The sequence below is a fragment of the Streptomyces sp. NPDC050418 genome (assembly GCF_044458745.1).
Lineage (GTDB): Bacteria > Actinomycetota > Actinomycetes > Streptomycetales > Streptomycetaceae > Streptomyces.
The window spans coordinates 535,559-553,760 of the sequence record NZ_JBITIG010000001.1; the positions used below are offsets into that span (position 1 = coordinate 535,559).

The 18,202-nt window shown below is 72.4% G+C and carries 17 protein-coding genes; 8 read left to right on the forward strand and 9 right to left on the reverse strand.

Features of this window, described 5'->3' with window-relative positions:
- The first annotated feature begins 36 nt into the window (after nucleotides 1-36).
- The gene (locus ACIBI4_RS02485; RefSeq protein WP_399201664.1) at nucleotides 37-1,464 is read left to right on the forward strand and encodes an amino acid permease; all 1,428 of its coding nucleotides are present in this window, start codon (nucleotides 37-39) and stop codon (nucleotides 1,462-1,464) included.
- Between the two features lie 70 nt (nucleotides 1,465-1,534).
- Here ACIBI4_RS02485 and ACIBI4_RS02490 read toward each other — a convergent pair whose 3' ends face one another.
- On the reverse strand, nucleotides 1,535-2,740 hold the full coding sequence (locus ACIBI4_RS02490; RefSeq protein WP_399201665.1) for a CapA family protein: 1,206 nt from the start codon (nucleotides 2,738-2,740) through the stop codon (nucleotides 1,535-1,537).
- 345 nt (nucleotides 2,741-3,085) lie between these two features.
- Here ACIBI4_RS02490 and ACIBI4_RS02495 point away from each other — a divergent pair, with 345 nt between their 5' ends.
- Together ACIBI4_RS02495 and ACIBI4_RS02500 are read left to right on the forward strand one after the other, a co-directional pair.
- Nucleotides 3,086-3,637: a sigma-70 family RNA polymerase sigma factor gene (locus tag ACIBI4_RS02495; RefSeq protein WP_399201666.1), complete on the forward strand. Its 552-nt coding sequence runs from the start codon at nucleotides 3,086-3,088 to the stop codon at nucleotides 3,635-3,637.
- Nucleotides 3,638-3,986: 349 nt separating this feature from the next.
- Entirely contained in the window at nucleotides 3,987-4,430 is a 444-nt protein-coding gene (locus tag ACIBI4_RS02500) for a hypothetical protein (RefSeq protein ID WP_399202007.1), read from the forward strand.
- 25 nt (nucleotides 4,431-4,455) lie between these two features.
- Here ACIBI4_RS02500 and ACIBI4_RS02505 read toward each other — a convergent pair whose 3' ends face one another.
- The 5 genes from ACIBI4_RS02505 to ACIBI4_RS02525 all read right to left on the reverse strand — a co-directional run bounded on the left by ACIBI4_RS02505 (nucleotide 4,456) and on the right by ACIBI4_RS02525 (nucleotide 9,181).
- Complete coding sequence (locus ACIBI4_RS02505) at nucleotides 4,456-5,667, reverse strand: sensor histidine kinase (protein ID WP_399201667.1); 1,212 nt, start codon at nucleotides 5,665-5,667, stop codon at nucleotides 4,456-4,458.
- Nucleotides 5,664-7,454: a cation acetate symporter gene (locus ACIBI4_RS02510; RefSeq protein ID WP_399201668.1), complete on the reverse strand. Its 1,791-nt coding sequence runs from the start codon at nucleotides 7,452-7,454 to the stop codon at nucleotides 5,664-5,666. The genes ACIBI4_RS02505 and ACIBI4_RS02510 overlap by 4 nt, the downstream gene beginning before the upstream one ends.
- Nucleotides 7,455-7,541: 87 nt before the next feature.
- Nucleotides 7,542-7,925 carry a hypothetical protein gene (locus ACIBI4_RS02515; protein ID WP_399201670.1) on the reverse strand — a complete coding sequence of 128 codons (384 nt, stop codon included), beginning with the start codon at nucleotides 7,923-7,925 and terminating at the stop codon, nucleotides 7,542-7,544.
- A 52-nt stretch (nucleotides 7,926-7,977) separates the two neighbouring features.
- Complete coding sequence (locus ACIBI4_RS02520; RefSeq protein ID WP_399201671.1) at nucleotides 7,978-8,271, reverse strand: hypothetical protein; 294 nt, start codon at nucleotides 8,269-8,271, stop codon at nucleotides 7,978-7,980.
- Nucleotides 8,272-8,407: 136 nt separating this feature from the next.
- Nucleotides 8,408-9,181: a LytR/AlgR family response regulator transcription factor gene (locus ACIBI4_RS02525; RefSeq protein WP_399201672.1), complete on the reverse strand. Its 774-nt coding sequence runs from the start codon at nucleotides 9,179-9,181 to the stop codon at nucleotides 8,408-8,410.
- Between the two features lie 227 nt (nucleotides 9,182-9,408).
- Between ACIBI4_RS02525 and ACIBI4_RS02530 the strand changes: the two genes are divergently transcribed.
- Complete coding sequence (locus ACIBI4_RS02530; protein ID WP_399201673.1) at nucleotides 9,409-10,047, forward strand: zf-HC2 domain-containing protein; 639 nt, start codon at nucleotides 9,409-9,411, stop codon at nucleotides 10,045-10,047.
- Between the two features lie 114 nt (nucleotides 10,048-10,161).
- Here ACIBI4_RS02530 and ACIBI4_RS02535 read toward each other — a convergent pair whose 3' ends face one another.
- Nucleotides 10,162-11,022: an Fpg/Nei family DNA glycosylase gene (locus ACIBI4_RS02535; protein WP_399201674.1), complete on the reverse strand. Its 861-nt coding sequence runs from the start codon at nucleotides 11,020-11,022 to the stop codon at nucleotides 10,162-10,164.
- A 65-nt stretch (nucleotides 11,023-11,087) separates the two neighbouring features.
- Here ACIBI4_RS02535 and ACIBI4_RS02540 point away from each other — a divergent pair, with 65 nt between their 5' ends.
- The 3 genes from ACIBI4_RS02540 to ACIBI4_RS02550 are packed head-to-tail and all read left to right on the forward strand — an operon-like array spanning nucleotide 11,088 to nucleotide 13,668.
- A complete protein-coding gene (locus tag ACIBI4_RS02540; RefSeq protein ID WP_399201676.1) occupies nucleotides 11,088-11,648 on the forward strand; it encodes a helix-turn-helix domain-containing protein in 561 nt (186 codons plus the stop codon).
- Nucleotides 11,645-13,117 (forward strand): MFS transporter, encoded by a 1,473-nt coding sequence (locus ACIBI4_RS02545; protein ID WP_399201678.1) that lies wholly within the window; start codon nucleotides 11,645-11,647, stop codon nucleotides 13,115-13,117. The genes ACIBI4_RS02540 and ACIBI4_RS02545 overlap by 4 nt, the downstream gene beginning before the upstream one ends.
- Before the next feature lie 23 nt (nucleotides 13,118-13,140).
- Nucleotides 13,141-13,668 (forward strand): GNAT family N-acetyltransferase, encoded by a 528-nt coding sequence (locus ACIBI4_RS02550; RefSeq protein ID WP_399202008.1) that lies wholly within the window; start codon nucleotides 13,141-13,143, stop codon nucleotides 13,666-13,668.
- A gap of 22 nt (nucleotides 13,669-13,690) precedes the next feature.
- Here ACIBI4_RS02550 and ACIBI4_RS02555 read toward each other — a convergent pair whose 3' ends face one another.
- Nucleotides 13,691-16,792: an AfsR/SARP family transcriptional regulator gene (locus ACIBI4_RS02555; protein ID WP_399201679.1), complete on the reverse strand. Its 3,102-nt coding sequence runs from the start codon at nucleotides 16,790-16,792 to the stop codon at nucleotides 13,691-13,693.
- 214 nt (nucleotides 16,793-17,006) lie between these two features.
- Nucleotides 17,007-17,531 (reverse strand): GNAT family N-acetyltransferase, encoded by a 525-nt coding sequence (locus tag ACIBI4_RS02560; protein ID WP_399201680.1) that lies wholly within the window; start codon nucleotides 17,529-17,531, stop codon nucleotides 17,007-17,009.
- A gap of 151 nt (nucleotides 17,532-17,682) precedes the next feature.
- On the opposite strand from ACIBI4_RS02560, the gene ACIBI4_RS02565 reads away from it, so the two are divergent.
- Complete coding sequence (locus tag ACIBI4_RS02565; RefSeq protein ID WP_399201681.1) at nucleotides 17,683-18,180, forward strand: peptidylprolyl isomerase; 498 nt, start codon at nucleotides 17,683-17,685, stop codon at nucleotides 18,178-18,180.
- Nucleotides 18,181-18,202: the final 22 nt, after the last annotated feature.

Genomic DNA, 18,202 nt, shown 5'->3' on the forward strand with positions numbered 1-18,202 from the left:
GCGAACGCCCGTCCCCCCACCCCGAGGTGACCGCTCATGGCCCCATTGCGCAGCGGACAAGGTGTCTTGCGCCGCAAGCCCATCGAACACATCGAAGAGACCGAGAGCGGAGGCGCGCTCACCCGATCGCTGGGTCTGTGGCAGCTCACCGCGATCGGCGTCGGCGGCATCATCGGTGCCGGAATCTTCAGCCTCGCGGGCGCCGTGGCCAGCGGCACGGCCGGTCCCGCCGTCCTCGTCTCCTTCCTCATCGCGGGCGTCGCGAGCGCCGCGGCGGCCTTCTCGTACGCGGAGTTCGCGGGCCTGATCCCCAAGGCCGGCTCCGCCTATACGTACGGCTACGCGGTGCTCGGTGAGCTCGCAGGCTGGTTCATCGGCTGGGACCTGCTGCTCGAGTACACGGCGATCGTCGCGGTCGTCGCGATCGGCATCTCCGGCTACTTCAACTTCCTCGTCGAGGAGATGGGGGCCGAGCTACCCGCGTGGATGCTGGGTGCGCCCGGCACCGGCGACGGGCACAAGGTGGACCTGTTCGCCGCGGTCCTGTGTCTGTTCGTGGCCTATCTGCTCACTCTCGGCATCAAGAACGCGGCCCGCTTCGAGACCGTCGTCGTGGTCCTGAAGGTCCTTGTCGTCCTCCTGGTGATCGGGGTCGGCTTCTTCCACATCGACACCGGGAACTACAACCCCTTCTTCCCGTTCGGGGTGGGCGGCGCGTTCACCGGCGCCGCGACCGTGTTCTTCGCCGTGTTCGGCTACGACGCGATGAGTACGGCCGCCGAGGAGTCGAAGGACGCCCAGCGCCATATGCCGAAGGCGATCATCTACTCGCTGGCGATCTCGATGGTCCTGTACGTCCTGGCCTGTCTGGTCCTCACGGGCATGCAGAACTACAAGGAGGTCGACCCGGAGAGCGGCTTCTCCACCGCGTTCAAGTCGGTGGGGCTCGGCGGGCTCGCGGACGTGATCGCGGTCGGCGCGATCATCGGCATCCTCACCGTGATGTTCACCTTCATGCTGGGCGTCACGCGTGTGTGGTTCTCGATGTCCCGTGACGGGCTGCTGCCCAAGTGGTTCGCCAAGACGCACCGGACGCGGCACGTGCCGATCCGCGTCACATGGATCGTCGGTTTCGCCTCGGCGGCCATCGCCGCGTTCCTGCCGATCGGCGAGGCGGCCGAGCTCACCAACATCGGCATCCTGCTGGCGTTCGTCGTGGTGTGCGTCGCGGTGATCGTGCTGCGCTACCAGCAGCCCGACCTGCCGCGCACCTTCCGCTGCCCCGGGATGCCGGTGGTGCCGCTGCTCGGCGTCGCCTTCTCCATCTGGCTGATCACCTACCTCACCTGGGAGACCTGGCTGCGCTTCGCGGTCTGGCTGGTCATCGGCCTCCTCATCTACTTCGGCTACTCCTACCGCCGCTCGGAACTCGCCAAGGCGCAGACCGAGGACGCCGGCAAGTAGCGCTCAGTACAGCGCGACGGGCCGCATCCGGAACTCCGGATGCGGCCCGCGGCCAATCGGCGCCGCTCTCTCAACTTCCCATCAGCAGACCCTGCTTGGCGCCACCCCGGCTGAGCACCACGCGGCGGATACGGTCCCGTACGTCGTCGTAGTCCGCGCCCTTCTTGATCGCCGCGTTGAGGTTGACCACGCGGCCGTCGTCGGTGTCGAACCACTGGGGGATGAACTCCGCCTTGGCCACCCGCCACCGGCCGCCCGCCTGCTCGGGGGGTGTGAAGGTGAAGCGGCCGATCGTGCCCTGGTTGCCGCGCGGGTCGTGCGCGCCCGAGTAGTTGATCATTTCGCCGGCGATCTGGTCGCCCATCCCGTAGATCACCCAGGTGCCGTTGACCTTCTCGTACGGCTGCGGCACATGGGCGTGCGTGCCGATGATGAGGTCGATGTCCGGGCGGCCGCGGGTCGTCGAGGCGGTCAGGCGCTTGGCGAGGCGCAGTTGACGGGCGTCGGGCTCGTCCTGCCACTCGGTGCCCCAGTGCGGGCTGACGACGACCACGTCGGCGCCCGCTTTGCGGGCCGCGCGCGCATCGGCGACGATCTTCTCCTCGTCGATCAGATTCACCGCCCAGGGCTGCCCCGTGGGCAGCGGATAGCCGTTGGTGCCGTAGCTGTACGCGAGGTGGGCGACCTTCGCGCCGCCCGCCTCGATGATCGTGGGCCGCTTGGCCTCGGCCGCGCTGCGCGCCGAACCGGCATGCCGCACGCCGGCCTTGTCGAGTGCGCCGAGCGTCCGGCGGATCCCGGCGGCGCCCGCGTCGAGGGTGTGGTTGGAGGCGGTGGAACAGGAGTCGTAGCCGGTCGCGGCCAGCGCGGCGGCGACCTGCGGCGGTGACTTGAAGGCGGGGTAGCCGGTGTAGTCGCCGTCGGCGCCGTAGACCGTCTCCATGTGGCAGATCGCCACGTCGGCGCGGGAGATCACGGGCTTGACGCCGCTCAGCATCGGACGGAAGTCGTAGCCGTCGCCGTCCGCGTCGGCATTGGCCTGGCGGATGATCGAGGAGTGCGGCAGGACGTCGCCCGAGGCCACCAGGGTGAAGCCCTCGGGGGCGGCGGGTGCGGGGCCGCCGGCGGCGGACGGGACGGGCGGCTTCTTCGAGGACTCGGGCCCCGTCGAGGGCGCCGGCTGCTCGGCGGCGCAGCCCGCGGCGGCGGCCGTCAGCACGGCGGCGAGCAGCGCGCGGGCGGATCGTGCACGGAGTGATCCAGTGCGTTCAGTCATCGAAAGCGACTTCCCTTGATCGATATGGATCGAATGAGGACATATCCCTGTCCGAATCCATCCGGGTGCTGACGGGAAGTCAAGGAGCTTTGCCGCGATTGCCGTTGATATCGAACGTCTTGGCCGAATCACCACGGATCGCCGGGCCCGCCGTTCGTCACACCGTTCGCCGCACCGTTCGTCGCACCGCTCGTCGCACCGCTCGACCTGCGCGGGAACCGTTCGGCGCACCGCTCGGCCGCCCGCTCGACTGCCGCCGTCCAGGCGCTCCGCACGCTCGCGGCGCGCCATTACGTTCACGGCGACGCGCGACGCGGAGACGGCGACCGATCGGAGGAGTCAACGGTGACCACCGCCCTGGAGCACCCCACCCGCACCCCCGAGCAGGAACTGGCCGAGCTGCAGGAAGCCCATGGACGTGCCCTGTTCGGCTTCCTGCTCTCCCTCACGTACGGCGACCGGCAGCGCGCCGAGGATCTCGTCCAGGAGACGCTCGTACGCGCCTGGCAGCATCCCGAGGCGCTGCGCACCGACCACGAGTCGATGCGGCCGTGGCTCTTCACGGTCGGCCGGCGCCTGGCCATCGACGCCCGCCGCGCCCGGCGCGCCCGCCCCACCGAGGTCGGCGCGGAGGGCATCGAGCACGTGCTCCTCGGGGTCGTCGGCGACGGGCACGAGGAGCACTCGGTGATGGCCCTCGACGTACGCGAGGCGCTGACGACCCTGCGCCGCGAGCACCGGGACGTTCTCGTACAGCTGTACTACCGCGGCCAGTCGGTGACGGAGGCCGCGCAGGCGCTCGGCATACCCGCGGGAACCGTCAAGTCCCGTTCGTACTACGCGCTTCGGCGTCTGAAGACAGTCCTGCCGGGATACGGCGCGGGACCCGCGCACTGACCCGCGGCCCGCTTCCCGGCGTGAGCACTCTCACCCTCCGAACCCCCGGATCCTGGCGCGTGCGGCGGCCTCGGCACCCGTAGTGTGAAGCGGAGTCGAGCGCGCCGGAACCCTGGCGCACCGTACGTACCACAGGGCTCGCAGCGCCCCTTCCGTGCAGCCGCGGAGGGGTCGAATTCGAAACCACTGTGTCCAGTTGAGTAAAGCCGGACCCATGTGCGTGCCCGACGGTGAAGGCTGCCTCCCGGGGCTCGAAGGGGGTCCCGCGGGGGCGGAGGAAAGGGAGTAGGTGGATCGGTTGCTGCCCGACAGGAGAAACGGCAGGGGTACCGGCGAACTGGCCGTGCCGATGGCATGGCTGTACGCGGAGTACATCGCCGATGAACTGCTGCGCACCGGAGACCTCGTCCCGTCGAGCACGCTGGAGTACCGGGCCGGCCGCCAGACCCTCGCGCTGACCATCTATCTGTCCGACCAGGCCGACGAGCTCTCGGGCATCCGTGTGGTGTCCCAGCTCGACGAATGGCTGTCCCTGACCGCGTACGGCCATCCCTGGCAGGAGTGGGTGCGCGAGCGGATGGAGCGGCGGGCCGACGACGGCGGCGGACCGGATCTGGCACTCGCGACGGACACCTGGGAGTGGCTGCAGCGCACCGAGCTGCTCGCGGCCGATCTCGACACCTCGCTGCAGTGGCACCGCGGCGGGATCGAGGTCGACGAGGACGACCAGGTGTGGACGCCCGCCTGGGAACTGGGGCTGCCGCTGGGTCACTTGGCGATCCATCTGTTCTGACGGACCGCGCGCGTGAACCCGCGCCTCAGCGGCCGGAGTGCACCCCGGCCCGGTACTTCGGCACCCGCACGGTGATCTTCATGCCCGCGCCCACGCCCGTCTCGATGACGAGTCCGTACTCGTCCCCGTAGACCTGGCGCAGCCGTTCGTCGACGTTGGACAGGCCGAGCCCGTTCGATCCGGCGCCCTGCGGGAGCTGCTCGCCCGCGAGGATGCGGCGGAGCAGCGCCGGGTCCATGCCGACGCCGTCGTCCTCGATGACGACCAGGGCCTCGGCGCCCGCGTCCTGGGCGGAGATGGAGATACGGCACTTGTCGCGCGAGTCCTCCAGGCCGTGCTTCACGGCGTTCTCGACGAGCGGCTGCAGACACAGGAACGGCATCGCGACCGGGAGCACCTCGGGGGCGACCTGCAGCGTCACCTGGAGGCGGTCGCCGAAACGGGCATCGGCGAGCGCCAGGTACTGCTCGATGGAGCGCAGTTCGTCGGCGAGCGTGGTGAAGTCCCCGTGCCTGCGGAAGGAGTAGCGGGTGAAGTCGGCGAACTCCAGAAGGAGTTCGCGGGCCCGCTCGGGGTCGGTGCGGACGAACGAGGCGATGGCGGCGAGCGAGTTGAAGATGAAGTGCGGGGAGATCTGGGCGCGCAGGGCGCGGATCTCGGCCTCGATGAGCCGGGTCCGTGAGCGGTCGAGCTCGGCGAGTTCGAGCTGGACGGAGACCCAGCGGGCCACCTCCGTGGCCGCGCGCACGAGCACCGCGGACTCGCGCGAGCCGTAGGCGATCAGCGCGCCGAGGATGCCGTCCTCGCCGGTGAGCGGCGCGATGACCGTCCAGCGCAGTGGGCACTCGGGGCGTTCGCACTCGGTCCGCATGCTGACGCTGCGCCCGGAGTCCAGGAGTTCGCCCAGGCGGCGCAGTACGGCCTCGTTGTGGTGGCCGAGGCCCGGGCCGTCCCAGGCGAGGACCCGTTCGCGGTCGGTGAGGCAGAGGGCCTCGGTGCCGAGCAGGGACCGCAGCCGCTTCGCGGCCTTGCGTGCGGTGTCCTCGGTGAGGCCCGCGCGCAGGGGCGGTGCGGCGAGCGACGCGGTGTGCAGGGTGTGGAAGGTGGCGCGCTCGACGGGGGTGCCGAGGTCGAGGTCGGTCTCGCCGCGCCGGGCTGTGAACCGCCCGAGCAGAAACCCGGCCGCGAGGACGACGACGCCCGCCACGACCAGGGCCGCGATCCCGATCCCGGTCATCGCTCCCCCGCCTTCCGCTGGTCCTGTCCTGCTGCACGCTTGCCGCGGCCGGCGAGTTCACGTAGCGGATGATCTCCGCGGCGGCGCGCGGCCAGGTCCTCCGGCAGATGCAGCCGGGCGAGGGTGGCCGCCGTGCCCGCGGGGATACGGGACAGGGTGAGCAGCGAGACGACGATCATCGTGAGGAAGCCGAGCGGCACCGACCACACCGCGGGCCAGGCGAGCAGCGTGTGCGCCCAGCCCGCGGAGGGCAGTCCGGTACGCGTGGCGAGGACCGCGGTGAGGGCAGCGCCGCCGCCGGTGACAAGGCCGGCCACCGCGCCGGGCGGGGTGAGCCGCCGCCACCAGATGCCGAGCACGAGCAGCGGGCAGAACGACGAGGCCGAGACGGCGAAGGCGAGCCCCACCGCGTCCGCCACGGGCACGTTGGTGGCCACGAGCGAGACGCCGAAGGGCGCGGCCATCGCGAGGGCCGCCGCGATCCTGAAGTGCCGTACGCCGCGCGTCGCGAGAACGTCCTGGTGCAGCACACCGGCCACGGCGAGGGTGAGCCCCGAGGCGGTGGAGACGAAGGCCGCGAAGGCGCCGCCCGCGAGCAGCGCCCCGAGCAGATCGCCGCCCACTCCCCCGATGAGCCGCTCGGGCAGGACGAGCACGGCCGCGTCCGCGTCGCCGGTCAGGGCGAGTTCGGGCGCGTAGATCCGGCCGAGGGCTCCGTAGACGGGCGGCAGCAGGTAGAACGCGCCGACCAGGCCGAGCACGACGAGTGTGGTGCGGCGGGCGGCGCGGCCGTTGGGGCTGGTGTAGAAGCGGACGGCGACGTGGGGCAGGCCCATGGTGCCGAGGAACGTGGCGAGGATCAGTCCGTACGTGGCGTAGAGGCGGTACTCGTCGCGGTCACCGGCCAGCGGGCTCGACCAGTTGGAGGTGCCGGTGTTCTCCTGCGTCTCGGGGACGCGGCTGCCGGCGGGGAAGGCGAGCCGGGTGCCGCGCTCCACGCGGTGGCTGCCCTCGTCGAGGGCGACGCGCCGCTTGTCATACGCGGTGCCGTCGATCTTTCCGTCGACGGTGAGGGTGAGCGGGGCGTCGAGTTCGATGCGGACCGTCGTGTCGATCAGGACCGAGGTGTGCTGGCGGAAGACCGCCGGGGCGTCGAACGTGGCGCGCGGGGTGCCGTCGCCGAACCACGCGGCGACCAGGAACAGGGCGGGCACGAGCAGGGCGGTGAGCTTCAGCCAGTACTGGAAGGCCTGCACGAACGTGATCGAGCGCATCCCGCCCGCCGCGACCGCCCCGGTGACCACGAGGGCGACGACGAGGCTGCCGACCCAGCCGGGCGAGCCGGTGAGGATCTCCAGGGTGAGCCCGGCACCTTGCAGCTGGGGCAGCAGGTACAGCCAGCCGATCCCGACGACGAAGAGGCTGGCGAGGCGGCGCACCGTGCCCGATTCGAGGCGGGCCTCCGCGAAGTCGGAGAGCGTGTACGCGCCGGAGCGGCGCAGCGGGGCGGCGACCAGGAGCAGCAGGACGAGATAGCCGGCGGTGTATCCGACCGGGTACCAGAGCATGTCCGGGCCCTGCAGGAGCACGAGGCCCGCGACGCCGAGGAAGGAGGCGGCGGAAAGGTACTCGCCGCTGATCGCGGCGGCGTTGAGGCCCGGCTGGACGGTGCGGGACGCGACGTAGAAGTCGGAGGTGGTGCGGGAGATCCTCAGGCCGAGGGCGCCGATCAGGAGCGTGGTGAGCACCACGACCGTCACGGCGGTGACCGCGTACGTCTGGTTCACGGGCGCACCGCGCCGTTCGTCCGCTTCACGGGCGCACCGTGGCGTCGCTCTGGTTCAAGGGCGCACCGCGCCGTTCCTCGGCACGCGTCAGCGTCCTTCGACGAGGCCCGTGAAGTCGCGCTCGTTGCGCTCGGCCCGCCGGACGTACCAGCGGGCTATCAGGAACATCACCGGATAGACGCCGACGGCGAGCGACAGCCAGACCCACAGGGCCGGTGCGGTGTCGGAACCGGTGACGGACTCGGGGAGCATGAAGAGCAGCGGCAGGCTGCCGACGAACAGGATCAGGACCCCGAGCGCGGTGAGACCCGCCTTCAGCTGGCTGCGCATCAGCGAGCGCACATACGTGGTGCCGACCGTGGTCTGCTCGTCGATCTCGGAGCGCGCCGCGGTGTGCCCGAGCGGCCGCCGCGCCCGGCGCGGCACACCGGTGACGGTCTCCCTGCGGGGGCCATCGGGGGCTGCTGGCATCACTGTGCTCTCTCGTCCGGTGCGGGGTGAACGGGAGTCTACGCAGGGACGTTCACCCGGGGTAGGGCTCGGCCCTGCAGTCCTGGAGTGCCACTTCCAGTTCGACGTAGGACTCCTCGGCCCTGCGGAAGGCGAGGCGCAGGGCGGCCTCGGCGCGGGGTCCCGTGAACGCGGCGGCGCTCGCGTGCGCCTCGTCGAGGATCTCCGCCCAGCGCGCGGCGGCGGACTTCAGGCCGGCGAGATAGCGCAGTGCCTCGTCCCGGGTCGCGGGCGGTCCGGGCAGCGCCCGCAACTGCGTGAGCAGCGCCTCGACTTCGGTTGGACCGGACTGTGACGGACCGGGCACGTGCGGCTTCCCTCCCCCGTTGACCCAGGTCACGCTAGGCGGAGGGGCCGTGTTCGGCCAGCCGGACGTCGGCGGACGGCGGGTGGGGTGCGATGAGCGGTCCGGTGCCTCGGTGGACGGTCGGCCGCCCGGCAGCTCAGCGCCTGGCCTGGCGCATCAGGAGGTCGCGCAGCTCGCGGGCGTGCCGTCGGCTGACGGCGAGCTCCGCGCCGCCGACGCGCACCGTGGTCGCACCCGCGTCCAGGCGCAGTTCGTCGATGCGGCCGAGCGCGACGAGGTGGCGCCGGTGTATCCGTACGAAGCCGCGGGCCGCCCAGCGTTCCTCCAGCGTGGACAGCGGGATGCGCACCAGGTGGCTGCCCTCGTCGGTGTGCAGCCGGGCGTAGTCGCCGTGCGCCTCGACGTACGCGATGGCGTCGACCGGGATGAAGCGGGTGATGCCGCCCAGTTCGACGGCGATCTGGTCGGGCGCGGAGTCGACGGCTATGGGTGCGGACGGCGCGGCGGGCGCGGGTGCGTGGCCGGTGAGGTCGCTGGCGCGGCGGACCGCTTCGGCCAGGCGCTCGCGGCGCACGGGTTTGAGAACGTAGTCGACGGCCTCCAGGTCGAAGGCCTGGACGGCGAAACCCTCGTGGGCGGTGACGAACACGATCAGCGGCGGCTTGGCGAACCCGGCGAGCAGTCGGGCCACGTCGAGTCCGGTGAGGCCCGCCATGTGGATGTCGAGGAAGACGACGTCGATGGCGTCGTCGCCGTGGGGTCCCGCGTCGAGGGCGCGGTTGATCCGGCGCAGCGCCTCGGTCGCATCGGTGGCGCCTTCGGCGCTGTGCACGCGCGGGTCGGCGCGCAGCAGGAAGAGCAGCTCCTCCAGCGCGGGCTTCTCGTCGTCGACGGCCAGTACACGCAGCATGCGGCGGAGTGTATGCGGCGGCGTGCGCGGTGCACACCGGTGGAGTGGGGTGGCGGTTCCTGTATCGGGGCTCCCGCGGGTCGCCCGCCCGGCCCGGTTCCAGGTCGCCGGAATTCTCAGCGGTGTTGAGCAGGAACACGCGATGCCCCGTATTGCAGGGAGACACAGTTCTCGCCGCATTTACCGCGGTGTGCACCCCCCCGGAACCGCGTACGAAAAGGAATGCCATGAGCGCGCAGCACCAGGATGTCGCCGCCTATGCGCTGGGCGTACTGGAGCCTGCGGACACCCTGCTTGTGGAGGCGCATCTGGCCGGGTGTCTGCGCTGCGCGGCCGAACTCGCCGAGTTCTCCGGGGTGGTAGCGCTGCTCGCGCCGCTCACTCCGGCGGCGGTCCTCGCGGCCCCGTCGCCGGTGATCCTCGACCGGCTGCTCGTGGCGGTGCGCCGCCGCCGTCACACGGCGCGGCTGCGTCTGGTCGCCGCCGCGGTCGCGGTGCTCGTCGCGCTGCCGGCGGGTGCGGTGCTGCTGCGGGAGGACGGGCCGAAGGTGCTCGGCGGGAGGGCCGGGGCGACCAGCGCGCAACTCGTCCTCGACCGCAAGGAGTGGGGCACCGGGGTGGCGCTCAGGATGGACGGCCTCGACGGGCCGCGGCGCTGCGCACTGGTCGCCGTGGGGCCGGGCGGCACGGAGCAGACGGTCCTCAGCTGGTCGGTGCCGAAGGGGGGTTACGGCTTCCCGGGGCGGGCCGGCCACGAGAAGCCGCTGCTCGCGGAGGGCGGCACCGGGCTGAAGGCGGACGAGATCCGGCGGTTCGAGGTGCGCACCCTGGAGGGGCGGCCGGTGGTGACGATTCCCGTGCGCTAGGGCCTGTCCGGCGGATCATCCCGCCGTCGGTTCGCGGCGCCTTGTACGTACCGGCCCGTCCCAGGCATGATCCGCCGGACAGGCCCTAGGCCGCGGTTGTGCGGGCGGGCCGCGCTACTTCAGGAGCCGGGACATCCGCCGGTCGGCCAGCGGTTTGCCGCCCGTCTGGCAGGTGGGGCAGTACTGCAGCGAGGAGTCGTGGAAGGACACCTCGCGGATCGTGTCGCCGCAGACCGGGCACGCCTCGCCGGTGCGTCCGTGCACCCGCAGCCCGCTCTTCTTCTCGGACTTGAGCCGCCCCGCGGCCACGCCCTGCGAGCGGGCCACCGCGTCCGTGAGCGTCGTGCGCATCGCCTCGTACAGCGTGTGCAGCTCGTCGTCGGTCAGCTTCCCGGCGATCTTGTACGGGGACATCCGCGCAACGTGCAGGATCTCGTCGCTGTACGCGTTGCCGATGCCCGCGATGAGGCTCTGGTCGCGCAGCGCGCCCTTGATGCGGCGGCGCTCCTCCTTGAGGAGCGCGGCGAAGGCTGCCTCGTCGAAGCCGGCGGCGAGCGGGTCGGGGCCCAGGCGGGCGATGCCCGGAACCTCCTGCGGGTCATGGACCACGTACACGGCGAGTCGTTTCTGCGTGCCGGCCTCGGTCAGATCGAAGCCGCGGCCGTCGTCGAGCGCGACGCGCAGCGCGAGCGGTCCCTTGCCCGGTTTCGGCGGCCCGTCCGGCAGCCGGTCCTTCCACTGCAGCCACCCCGCGCGGGCGAGATGCGTGACGAAGTGCAGCCCGTCCAGATCGAGGTCGAGGAACTTGCCGTGCCGCGTGACCCCGGTGAACGGCCGGCCTTCGAGGGCGCTCAGGGGTGGGTCGTACGTCTTGAGCACGCTGATCGCCACCGGCAGGACGCGGGCGATCCGGGCGTCGGCGAGGTGTTCGCCGAGGAAACCCTTGAGGGCCTCCACCTCGGGAAGCTCAGGCATGGCTCCAGATTGACATAGGGGGACACCGTTCCGCCGTCTCCCATATCCGGGATAGGATCCCGGATATGGGAGACGATATCGACGCACGCCTGGCTCAGCGCCTGGCCGCCCTGCGGACCGAACGCGGCTGGTCGCTGGACGACTTGGCGAGCCGCTCCGGTGTCAGCCGGTCCACGCTCTCGCGCCTGGAACGCGGCGAGATCAGCCCGACCACCGCGCTCCTGAACCGGCTGTGCGCCGCCTACGAGCGCACGATGTCGCGGCTGCTCACCGAGGTCGAGGGCGAGCAGGCGCAGCTGGTGCGGGCCGGGCAGCAGCGGGTGTGGAACGACACCGAGTCGGGCTTCGCCCGGCGCTCCGTGTCGCCGCCGCACGCGGGGCTGCGCGGTGAGCTGGTCGAGGGAACGCTCCGCCCGGGCGCGGACATCTCCTACGACGGTCCGCCGGTGCCGGGCCTCGAACAGCACATCTGGGTGCTGGACGGCGCGCTGGAGGTGAGCGTGCAGAACGAGTCGTACGCGATGGGGACCGGCGACTGTCTGCGCTTCCGGCTCTGGGGTCCGTCGCGTTTCCGCTGCACGTCGGACACCCCGGTGCGGTACGTGATCGCCGTGGTCCTGCCGTGAGCGGCATAGGCCACTCGGCGAGCGGCTCCGAACGGTTCTCGTCGCGTGAGCGCCGGGTCCTCGCCGTCTGTCTGGCCGCGGGCTTCACCTCGCTGCTCGACCAATCGGTCCTCAACATCGCGGTTCCCGCGCTCCAGGACGCCCTGTCCGCCGATGCGGCACAGCTCCAGTGGATCGTCGCGGGCTACTCGCTCGCGTTCGGTGTGGCGCTCGTACCGGGCGGACGGCTCGGCGATGTGCACGGGCGCAAGCCGTTCTTCCTCGCGGGGATGGCCCTGTTCGTGGCGGGCGGTCTGCTGTCGAGCTGCGCGCAGGACGCGTGGCTTGTCGTGGCCGCCCGCCTGCTGCAGGGGCTCGGCGCCGGACTGGTCAACGCGCAGGTGATCGGCACCATCCAGGACGTGTTCACGGGGGCGGCGCGGGCCAAGGCCCTCGGGATGTACGCGGTGACCGCGGGCATCGCGACGGCGCTCGGGCCGCCGGTGGGCGGTGCGCTGATCGCCGCGGCCGGGGCGGAGCCCGGGTGGCGGCTCGCGGTGCTGCTCAACGTGCCGTTCGGTGTGGCCACCCTGGTGGCCGGCGCCCGCTTCCTGCCCAGGCCGCGCCCGCAGAACGCGTCGGCGGGACTCGATCTGCCGGGCGTGACGCTGTTCGCGGGCCTCACCGTCCTGATCATGCTGCCGTTCATCCGCTCCAGCGGCTATCTCGCGTACGGGTCCGGGGCCGCGGTCCTCGCGCTGGCGCTGGTGCTCCAGCAGCGGGCGCGGGCGCGCTCCGGGCGCCGTCCGCTGGTCCATCCCGCGCTGACCCGGTCCGCTCCGTACGCGCTCGGCACCGGGGTGGCGATGGCGCAGTTCGGTGCGTCGCTCGCGTACGGGATGGTGCTGGCCGTCTTCCTGCAGAGCGAGGTGGGGCTCGCACCGATGACGGCCGCCCTGGTGATGCTGCCGCAGGCCGTCGGGATGGGTGTCACCTCGACGTTCGCCTGGCGCGTGGTGCGCCGGTTCGGGGAGCACCGCGTGATCACCTCGGGGCTCACGCTCTCCGCGCTCTCGCTCCTGGCGGGCGGTCTGGCGACGCTGTACGTGGGCGTGGGCGCCCTGCCGTGGGTGCTCGCGCTGTGCCAGCTGTGCGCGGGTGCGGCGACCGGGTTCACGGTCGCCCCGACGCAGGCGCAGGTGCTGCGGCACGCGCCGGGCGAGGCGGCCGGGGTCGCGGGCGGTCTGCTGCAGATGTCGCAGCGGATGGCGGCGGCGGTCTGCATCAGCGCCGTGTCCGGGCTGTATCTGCACGCGTCCGTGCCGGGGCTGCGCGGGATGCGGGAGGCGTTCTGGCATGCGTCGCTGGCGTGCACGGCGATCGTCGCGGCGGGTCTGCTGATCTCGGTGGTCAACCGGAGCCGCGGCGGCGCCCCGGTACCGCCTCAGGTTCCTCTGGCGCCGCCCAAGGGGAAGGAACTCGCGCAGTGAACGGTCCGACCACGGCGAACGATCTGACGTACTCCGTCGAGCAGTTGACCTCCGAGGACTTCGCGGGCGCCGCCGACGGGCTCGGCGCGCTGCTCGCCGCCACCGTCGCGGACGGCGCCTCGCTCGGCTTCCTCGCCGGGCTCACCCCGGACGCGGCGGCCGAATGGTGGCGCGGGCTCACGCCCGAGGTCGGGGCCGGGCGGCGCCTGGTGTGGGTGGCACGGGCGGACGACGGCCGGATCGCGGGCACGGTCGGCTGCACACCGGGCCTCAAGGACAACGGACGGCACCGCGCCGAGATCGTGAAGCTGATGGTCGCCCCGAGCGCCCGCGGCCACGGCCTGGCCCGCCGGCTGCTCGCCGCGGTCGAGGCGTACGCGGCCGGTGCGGGCGTGACGCTCCTGGTCCTGGACACGGAGACGGGCAGCCCGGCCGAGCGGATGTACCGGGCGGCGGGCTGGACGGAGGTCGGGACGGTGCCGGGGTACGCGGCGGATCCGCAGGGTGTGCTGATGCCGTCGACGTACTTCTACAAGGTCACGGGGGCCTGACCTCAACGTTCGATCCGCCTGCTCAGCGAGCCACGTCCGCGGCCACCCCACACTCCCAGGGCGGCGGCACACAACCCGTCTCCGCCCGGAGTTCGTCGGCCCGCGTGAGGTGGTGGGTCGCGGAGGCCGGGTCGCCCGCCGCCTGCGCCAGGGACGCCAGCACGAGATGGGCGCGGCACTCGGCCGGGCGGAGGCTCAGCGCGCGGGCCGTCGCCAGGGCGAGTCCGGCATGGTCGGCCGCCGTCGTGTGGTCGCCCTCGGCCAGGCGGACGCGGGCGAGGCCGATCTGTGCCTCGGCCTCCTGGTGGCGGTAGTCCTCGCGGCGGGTCAGCGCCAGCGCCACCCCGAGGTGGCGGCTCGCGCCCGACGGGTCGGCGGCGAGCAGGTCCAGGCTGCCGAGGGTGAGATGGCTGTCGATCTCCTTGGCGGTGTAGCCGAAGGTGCGGGCCGTCTCCAGGGCCCGCTCGGCGTGCGTGCGCGCCGTGTCGAGGCGGCCCAGGTCGCGGTGGATCCGGGCGATGAGCTCGTACGTGGTCGCCTCGTTGTGCTGTTTGCGGTGCTCACCGCACAGGCGCACCGCGTCCTCGGCGTCGGCCAGCGCGTCCGTGTACCGGCCGAGTCCGTGCAGTACGGCCGCACGACTGGTGAGCGGGCCGATCGTGGCGACCGTGTGGCCGTGTCGCGCCGAGGTCTCGATCGACTCGGTGGTGAAGGCGAGCGCCTGCGCCAACTCCCCCAGATACGTGTGGAACTGGCCGGTGATCTCCAGGACCGTGCACAGTTGCGTGGGCATGTCGAGGCCGCGGTAGACGGCGATGGCGCCGTGCAGCTGCTCCAGCGCCTCGGCGACCTCGCCGCGCAGCCCGTGCTGGATCCCGAGGTTGGCGAGGACGGCGGCCTCGCCCGGGGCGAAGTCCCCGGCACGGTACGCGCGTTGCGCGTGGTGGAAGTGGTCGAGCGCGGCCGTGTGGTCGCCGGCGTCCTGCGCGAGGCAGCCGAGGCTGAGCCGCATCGCCGCTTCGGCCAGGACGTCCCCGGCGGCGACGGCCGCCTGGAGCCCGGCCGTCGCCGCGGTCCGCCAGTCGGCGCGGTGCTGGCGGTAGTAGAAGTACATCCGCAGCTGGTCGGCGAGCGACCAGGCCGCGGCCCCCGGTCCGCGCTGCGCGGCGCGGGTGATGACGGCGACCAGACCGGCCCGCTCCTCGTCCAGCCAGGCCGACGCGGCGCGCCGGTCCGCGAAGCGGCCCGCCGGGGCACGCTCGCGCGGCAGTTGGAGCAGGGCGGCGTAGTCGAAGGCGGTCGCGGCGTCCGCGGTGGCCAGGTACCAGGCGCACAGCCGCTGCCAGGCGGCCTCGCGGCCCGGGTCGGCCGCCGCGTGCTCGGCCGCGTAGAGCCGCAGCAGATCGTGGAACTGGTAGCGGTCGGCGGCCGTGCGCTGCACCAGTCCGGCCGCGGCGAGTTCGTCGAGCAGGTGCTCGGCCTCGAAGGGTGCCGTGTCGAGGAGCGCGGCCGCCGCCTCGTCGCTGAAGTCCGGTCCGGGGTGCAGTCCGAGCAGCCCGAAGAGGCGTGCCGCGGGCGGGGCGAGGGTGGCGTGTGAGTGGTCGAAGGCGGTGCGGACGGCGGCCTGCCGGTCGCCCGCGATGGAGAGTTTCGTCAGCCGTCCGTCGTCGGCGAGGTCTGCGGCGTACGAGGAGAGGGAACGGCCGGGCCGTGCGGCCAGGTTGGCCGACGCGATGCGCAGCGCGAGCGGCAGCCGCGCGCACAGGTCGGCGAGCTCCTCGGCCGCCGCCGGTTCGGCCTGCACCCGCCGCGTGCCGAGCGCGCCGGTCAGGAGGGTGTGCGCCTCGGCCGGGTCGAGGACGTCGAGCGGGACGGTGCGGGCGGCGTGGCTCGCGGCGAGGCCGCGCTGGTCGCTGCGGCTGGTGACCAGGACCGCGACGCCCGGGGTGCCGGGCAGCAGCGGCCGGATCTGCTCGGCGTCCGCGGCGTCGTCGAGGACGAGCAGGACGCGGCGGTCGGCGGTGATGCTGCGGAAGGCGGCGGCCCGGTCGTCGAGGCTCTCCGGTATCGCGGCCGGGTCGGTGCCGCAGGCGCGGAGCAGCGAGGCGAGCACCTCGGAGGGGTGGCGGGGCCGCTCACCGGCGCCGAGGAGCCGTACGAACCACTGGCCGTCGGGGAAGGCGGGGCGCAGCCGGTGGCCGAGGTGCACGGCGAGGGCGGTCTTGCCGACCCCGGGCGAACCGGAGAGGACGACCGGTGGGGCGCCGGGTGTGGTCAGCAGTTCTTCCAGGCGCCGCACCAGGGCCGCACGGCCCACGAAGTCCGGTACCGCGAGCGGGAGTTGGCTCTGCACCGACCAGGGCGGCGGGGGCGCGGGAGTGCTCGCCTCGGCCGGAGCCGCGACGGTCGGGTCGCCGGCGAGGAGCGCGGCGTGCAGTTCCTGCAGCGGCCGCCCGGGGTCGACGCCCAGCTCCTCCCGGAGCAGTGCGCGCACGCGCCGGTAGTGGCCGAGCGCCTCGGCCTGCCGTCCGCAGCGGTACAGGGCGAGCATGTACTGCGCGGCCATCCGCTCGTCGAGCGGATGCGCGTCGCAGCGCGCGGACAGCTCCCCCTGGAGCACGGCGTGGCGGCCCAGGCGCAGCTGCAGGTCGGTGCTGTCCAGCTGGGCCGCGAGGTGCTCCTTGGCGAGAGTGTCGCGGGTGGCGTTGAACCAGGGCGTGTCCGCGCCGGCGAAGGGCTCGCCGCGCCACAGGGCGAGTGCTTCCTCGTACGACGTCAGGGCGCTCGCGTCGGCGGGGTCGGCGTGGGCCGCGGCGAGCAGCCGACGGAAGCGGTGGACGTCGACGGCGTCGGTGTCGGCGGTCAGGAGGTAGCCGCCCGCGAGCCGGTCGATGCCGCAGGGCAGCAGCCGGCGCAGCCGGGAGAGGTAGCTGTAGAGGGTGTCCTTGGCGCGCTGCGGGGGTGCGTCGGCCCAGACCCTGCGGACCAGCTGGTCGACGGGCACGGGACGGTTGACGTCCAGGAGCAGGGCCGCGAGGACGGCCCGCTGCCGGGCGGGCCCCAGATCCACCGGGCTGCCGTCGGCGGCCGTGGCCTCGATGCCGCCGAGCAGTCGAAACTCCATGTCTCCCGTTCCCGCTCCCCGCGCCCAGGGTTCCCGCCGGGCGCTTCAGGAGAAGGATTCTAGATCCTTGCAAGGTCCGTGGCGCAGGCTGTGGATGTGCACGGCGGCCGCCGTGCCGGGGTTCAGCCGCTGCCGCGTCGGGGGACGGCAGCCTGGCCCCCGCACCGGGGGAAGGCGGCCGTCGTGATCACGCACTGTCCCGGCGGCACCCGGGTCAGCGCATCTCCTTCTCGAACCAGGCCACGTCCCAGTAGCGGCCGAACTTACGGCCCACCTCGCGGTGCACGCCCGCCTCCTTGAAGCCGAAGCGTTCGTGGAGCTTGAAGGACGCCTCGTTGGGGACGGTGACGGCCGCGTACGCGCGGTGCACGTCCTCCTCGGCGAGCGCCTCGAACAGCGCGGCGTAGAGGCGGCTGCCGAGACCGCGGCCCGCGTACTCGGGCGCGAGGTAGACGCTGGTCTCGACCGAGGTGAGGTAGGCGAGCTTCGGGCGGAAGGCGCTGCTCGTCGCGTAGCCGACGACCTTGCCGTCCTCCTCGGCGACGAGAAGCCGGTGCGGTCCGGTCTCCGGGTGCGCGAGAAGCCAGTCGCGGCGCTGGTCGACGGTGACCGGGTCGATGTCGAAGGTGATGGACGTCTCGACGATGTAGTGGTTGTAGATCCGGGTCAGCTCCGCGAGGTCGCCCTCCGTCCCGGGCCTGATCGCCGCCGCCGTGCCCGCCTGTGTCCCTGACGTCATCCGTGCCTCCCTCGCCCTGCGCCGACCGCCGAAGGTACCGCAGCGCCGTCACCCGGTGCGAACTCGTTTCCCCAGGTGGGAAGGGAGGCCCGAGGACACGATCACGGGGGTGTGAGCGTGGCACCCCCTCGGGGATGTCAGGATGGGACGCATGACAATCAAGGCCTACTTCGACATCAGCATCGACGACGCCCCCGCCGGGCGGATCACGTTCAACCTCTTCGATGACGTCGTCCCGAAGACGGCGGAGAACTTCCGCGCGCTGTGCACCGGCGAGAAGGGCTTCGGCTACAAGGGCTCCCCGTTCCACCGCGTCATCCCCGAGTTCATGCTCCAGGGCGGTGACTTCACCAACGGCAACGGCACCGGTGGCAAGAGCATCTACGGCGAGGAGTTCCCCGACGAGAACTTCCAACTGACGCACGACCGTCCGGGCCTGCTCTCGATGGCCAACCGCGGCCCGAACACCAACGGCTCGCAGTTCTTCGTCACCACCGTCGTGACGCCGTGGCTGGACGGCAAGCACGTGGTCTTCGGCGAGGTCGCCGACGAGGAGTCGATGAAGCTCGTCAAGAAGATCGAGTCCCTCGGCTCGGGCAGCGGCCGCACCCGCGCCTCGATCGCCGTCGCCGACTCCGGCGTGCTCTGAGCTTCGTACCGACTGGTACAGG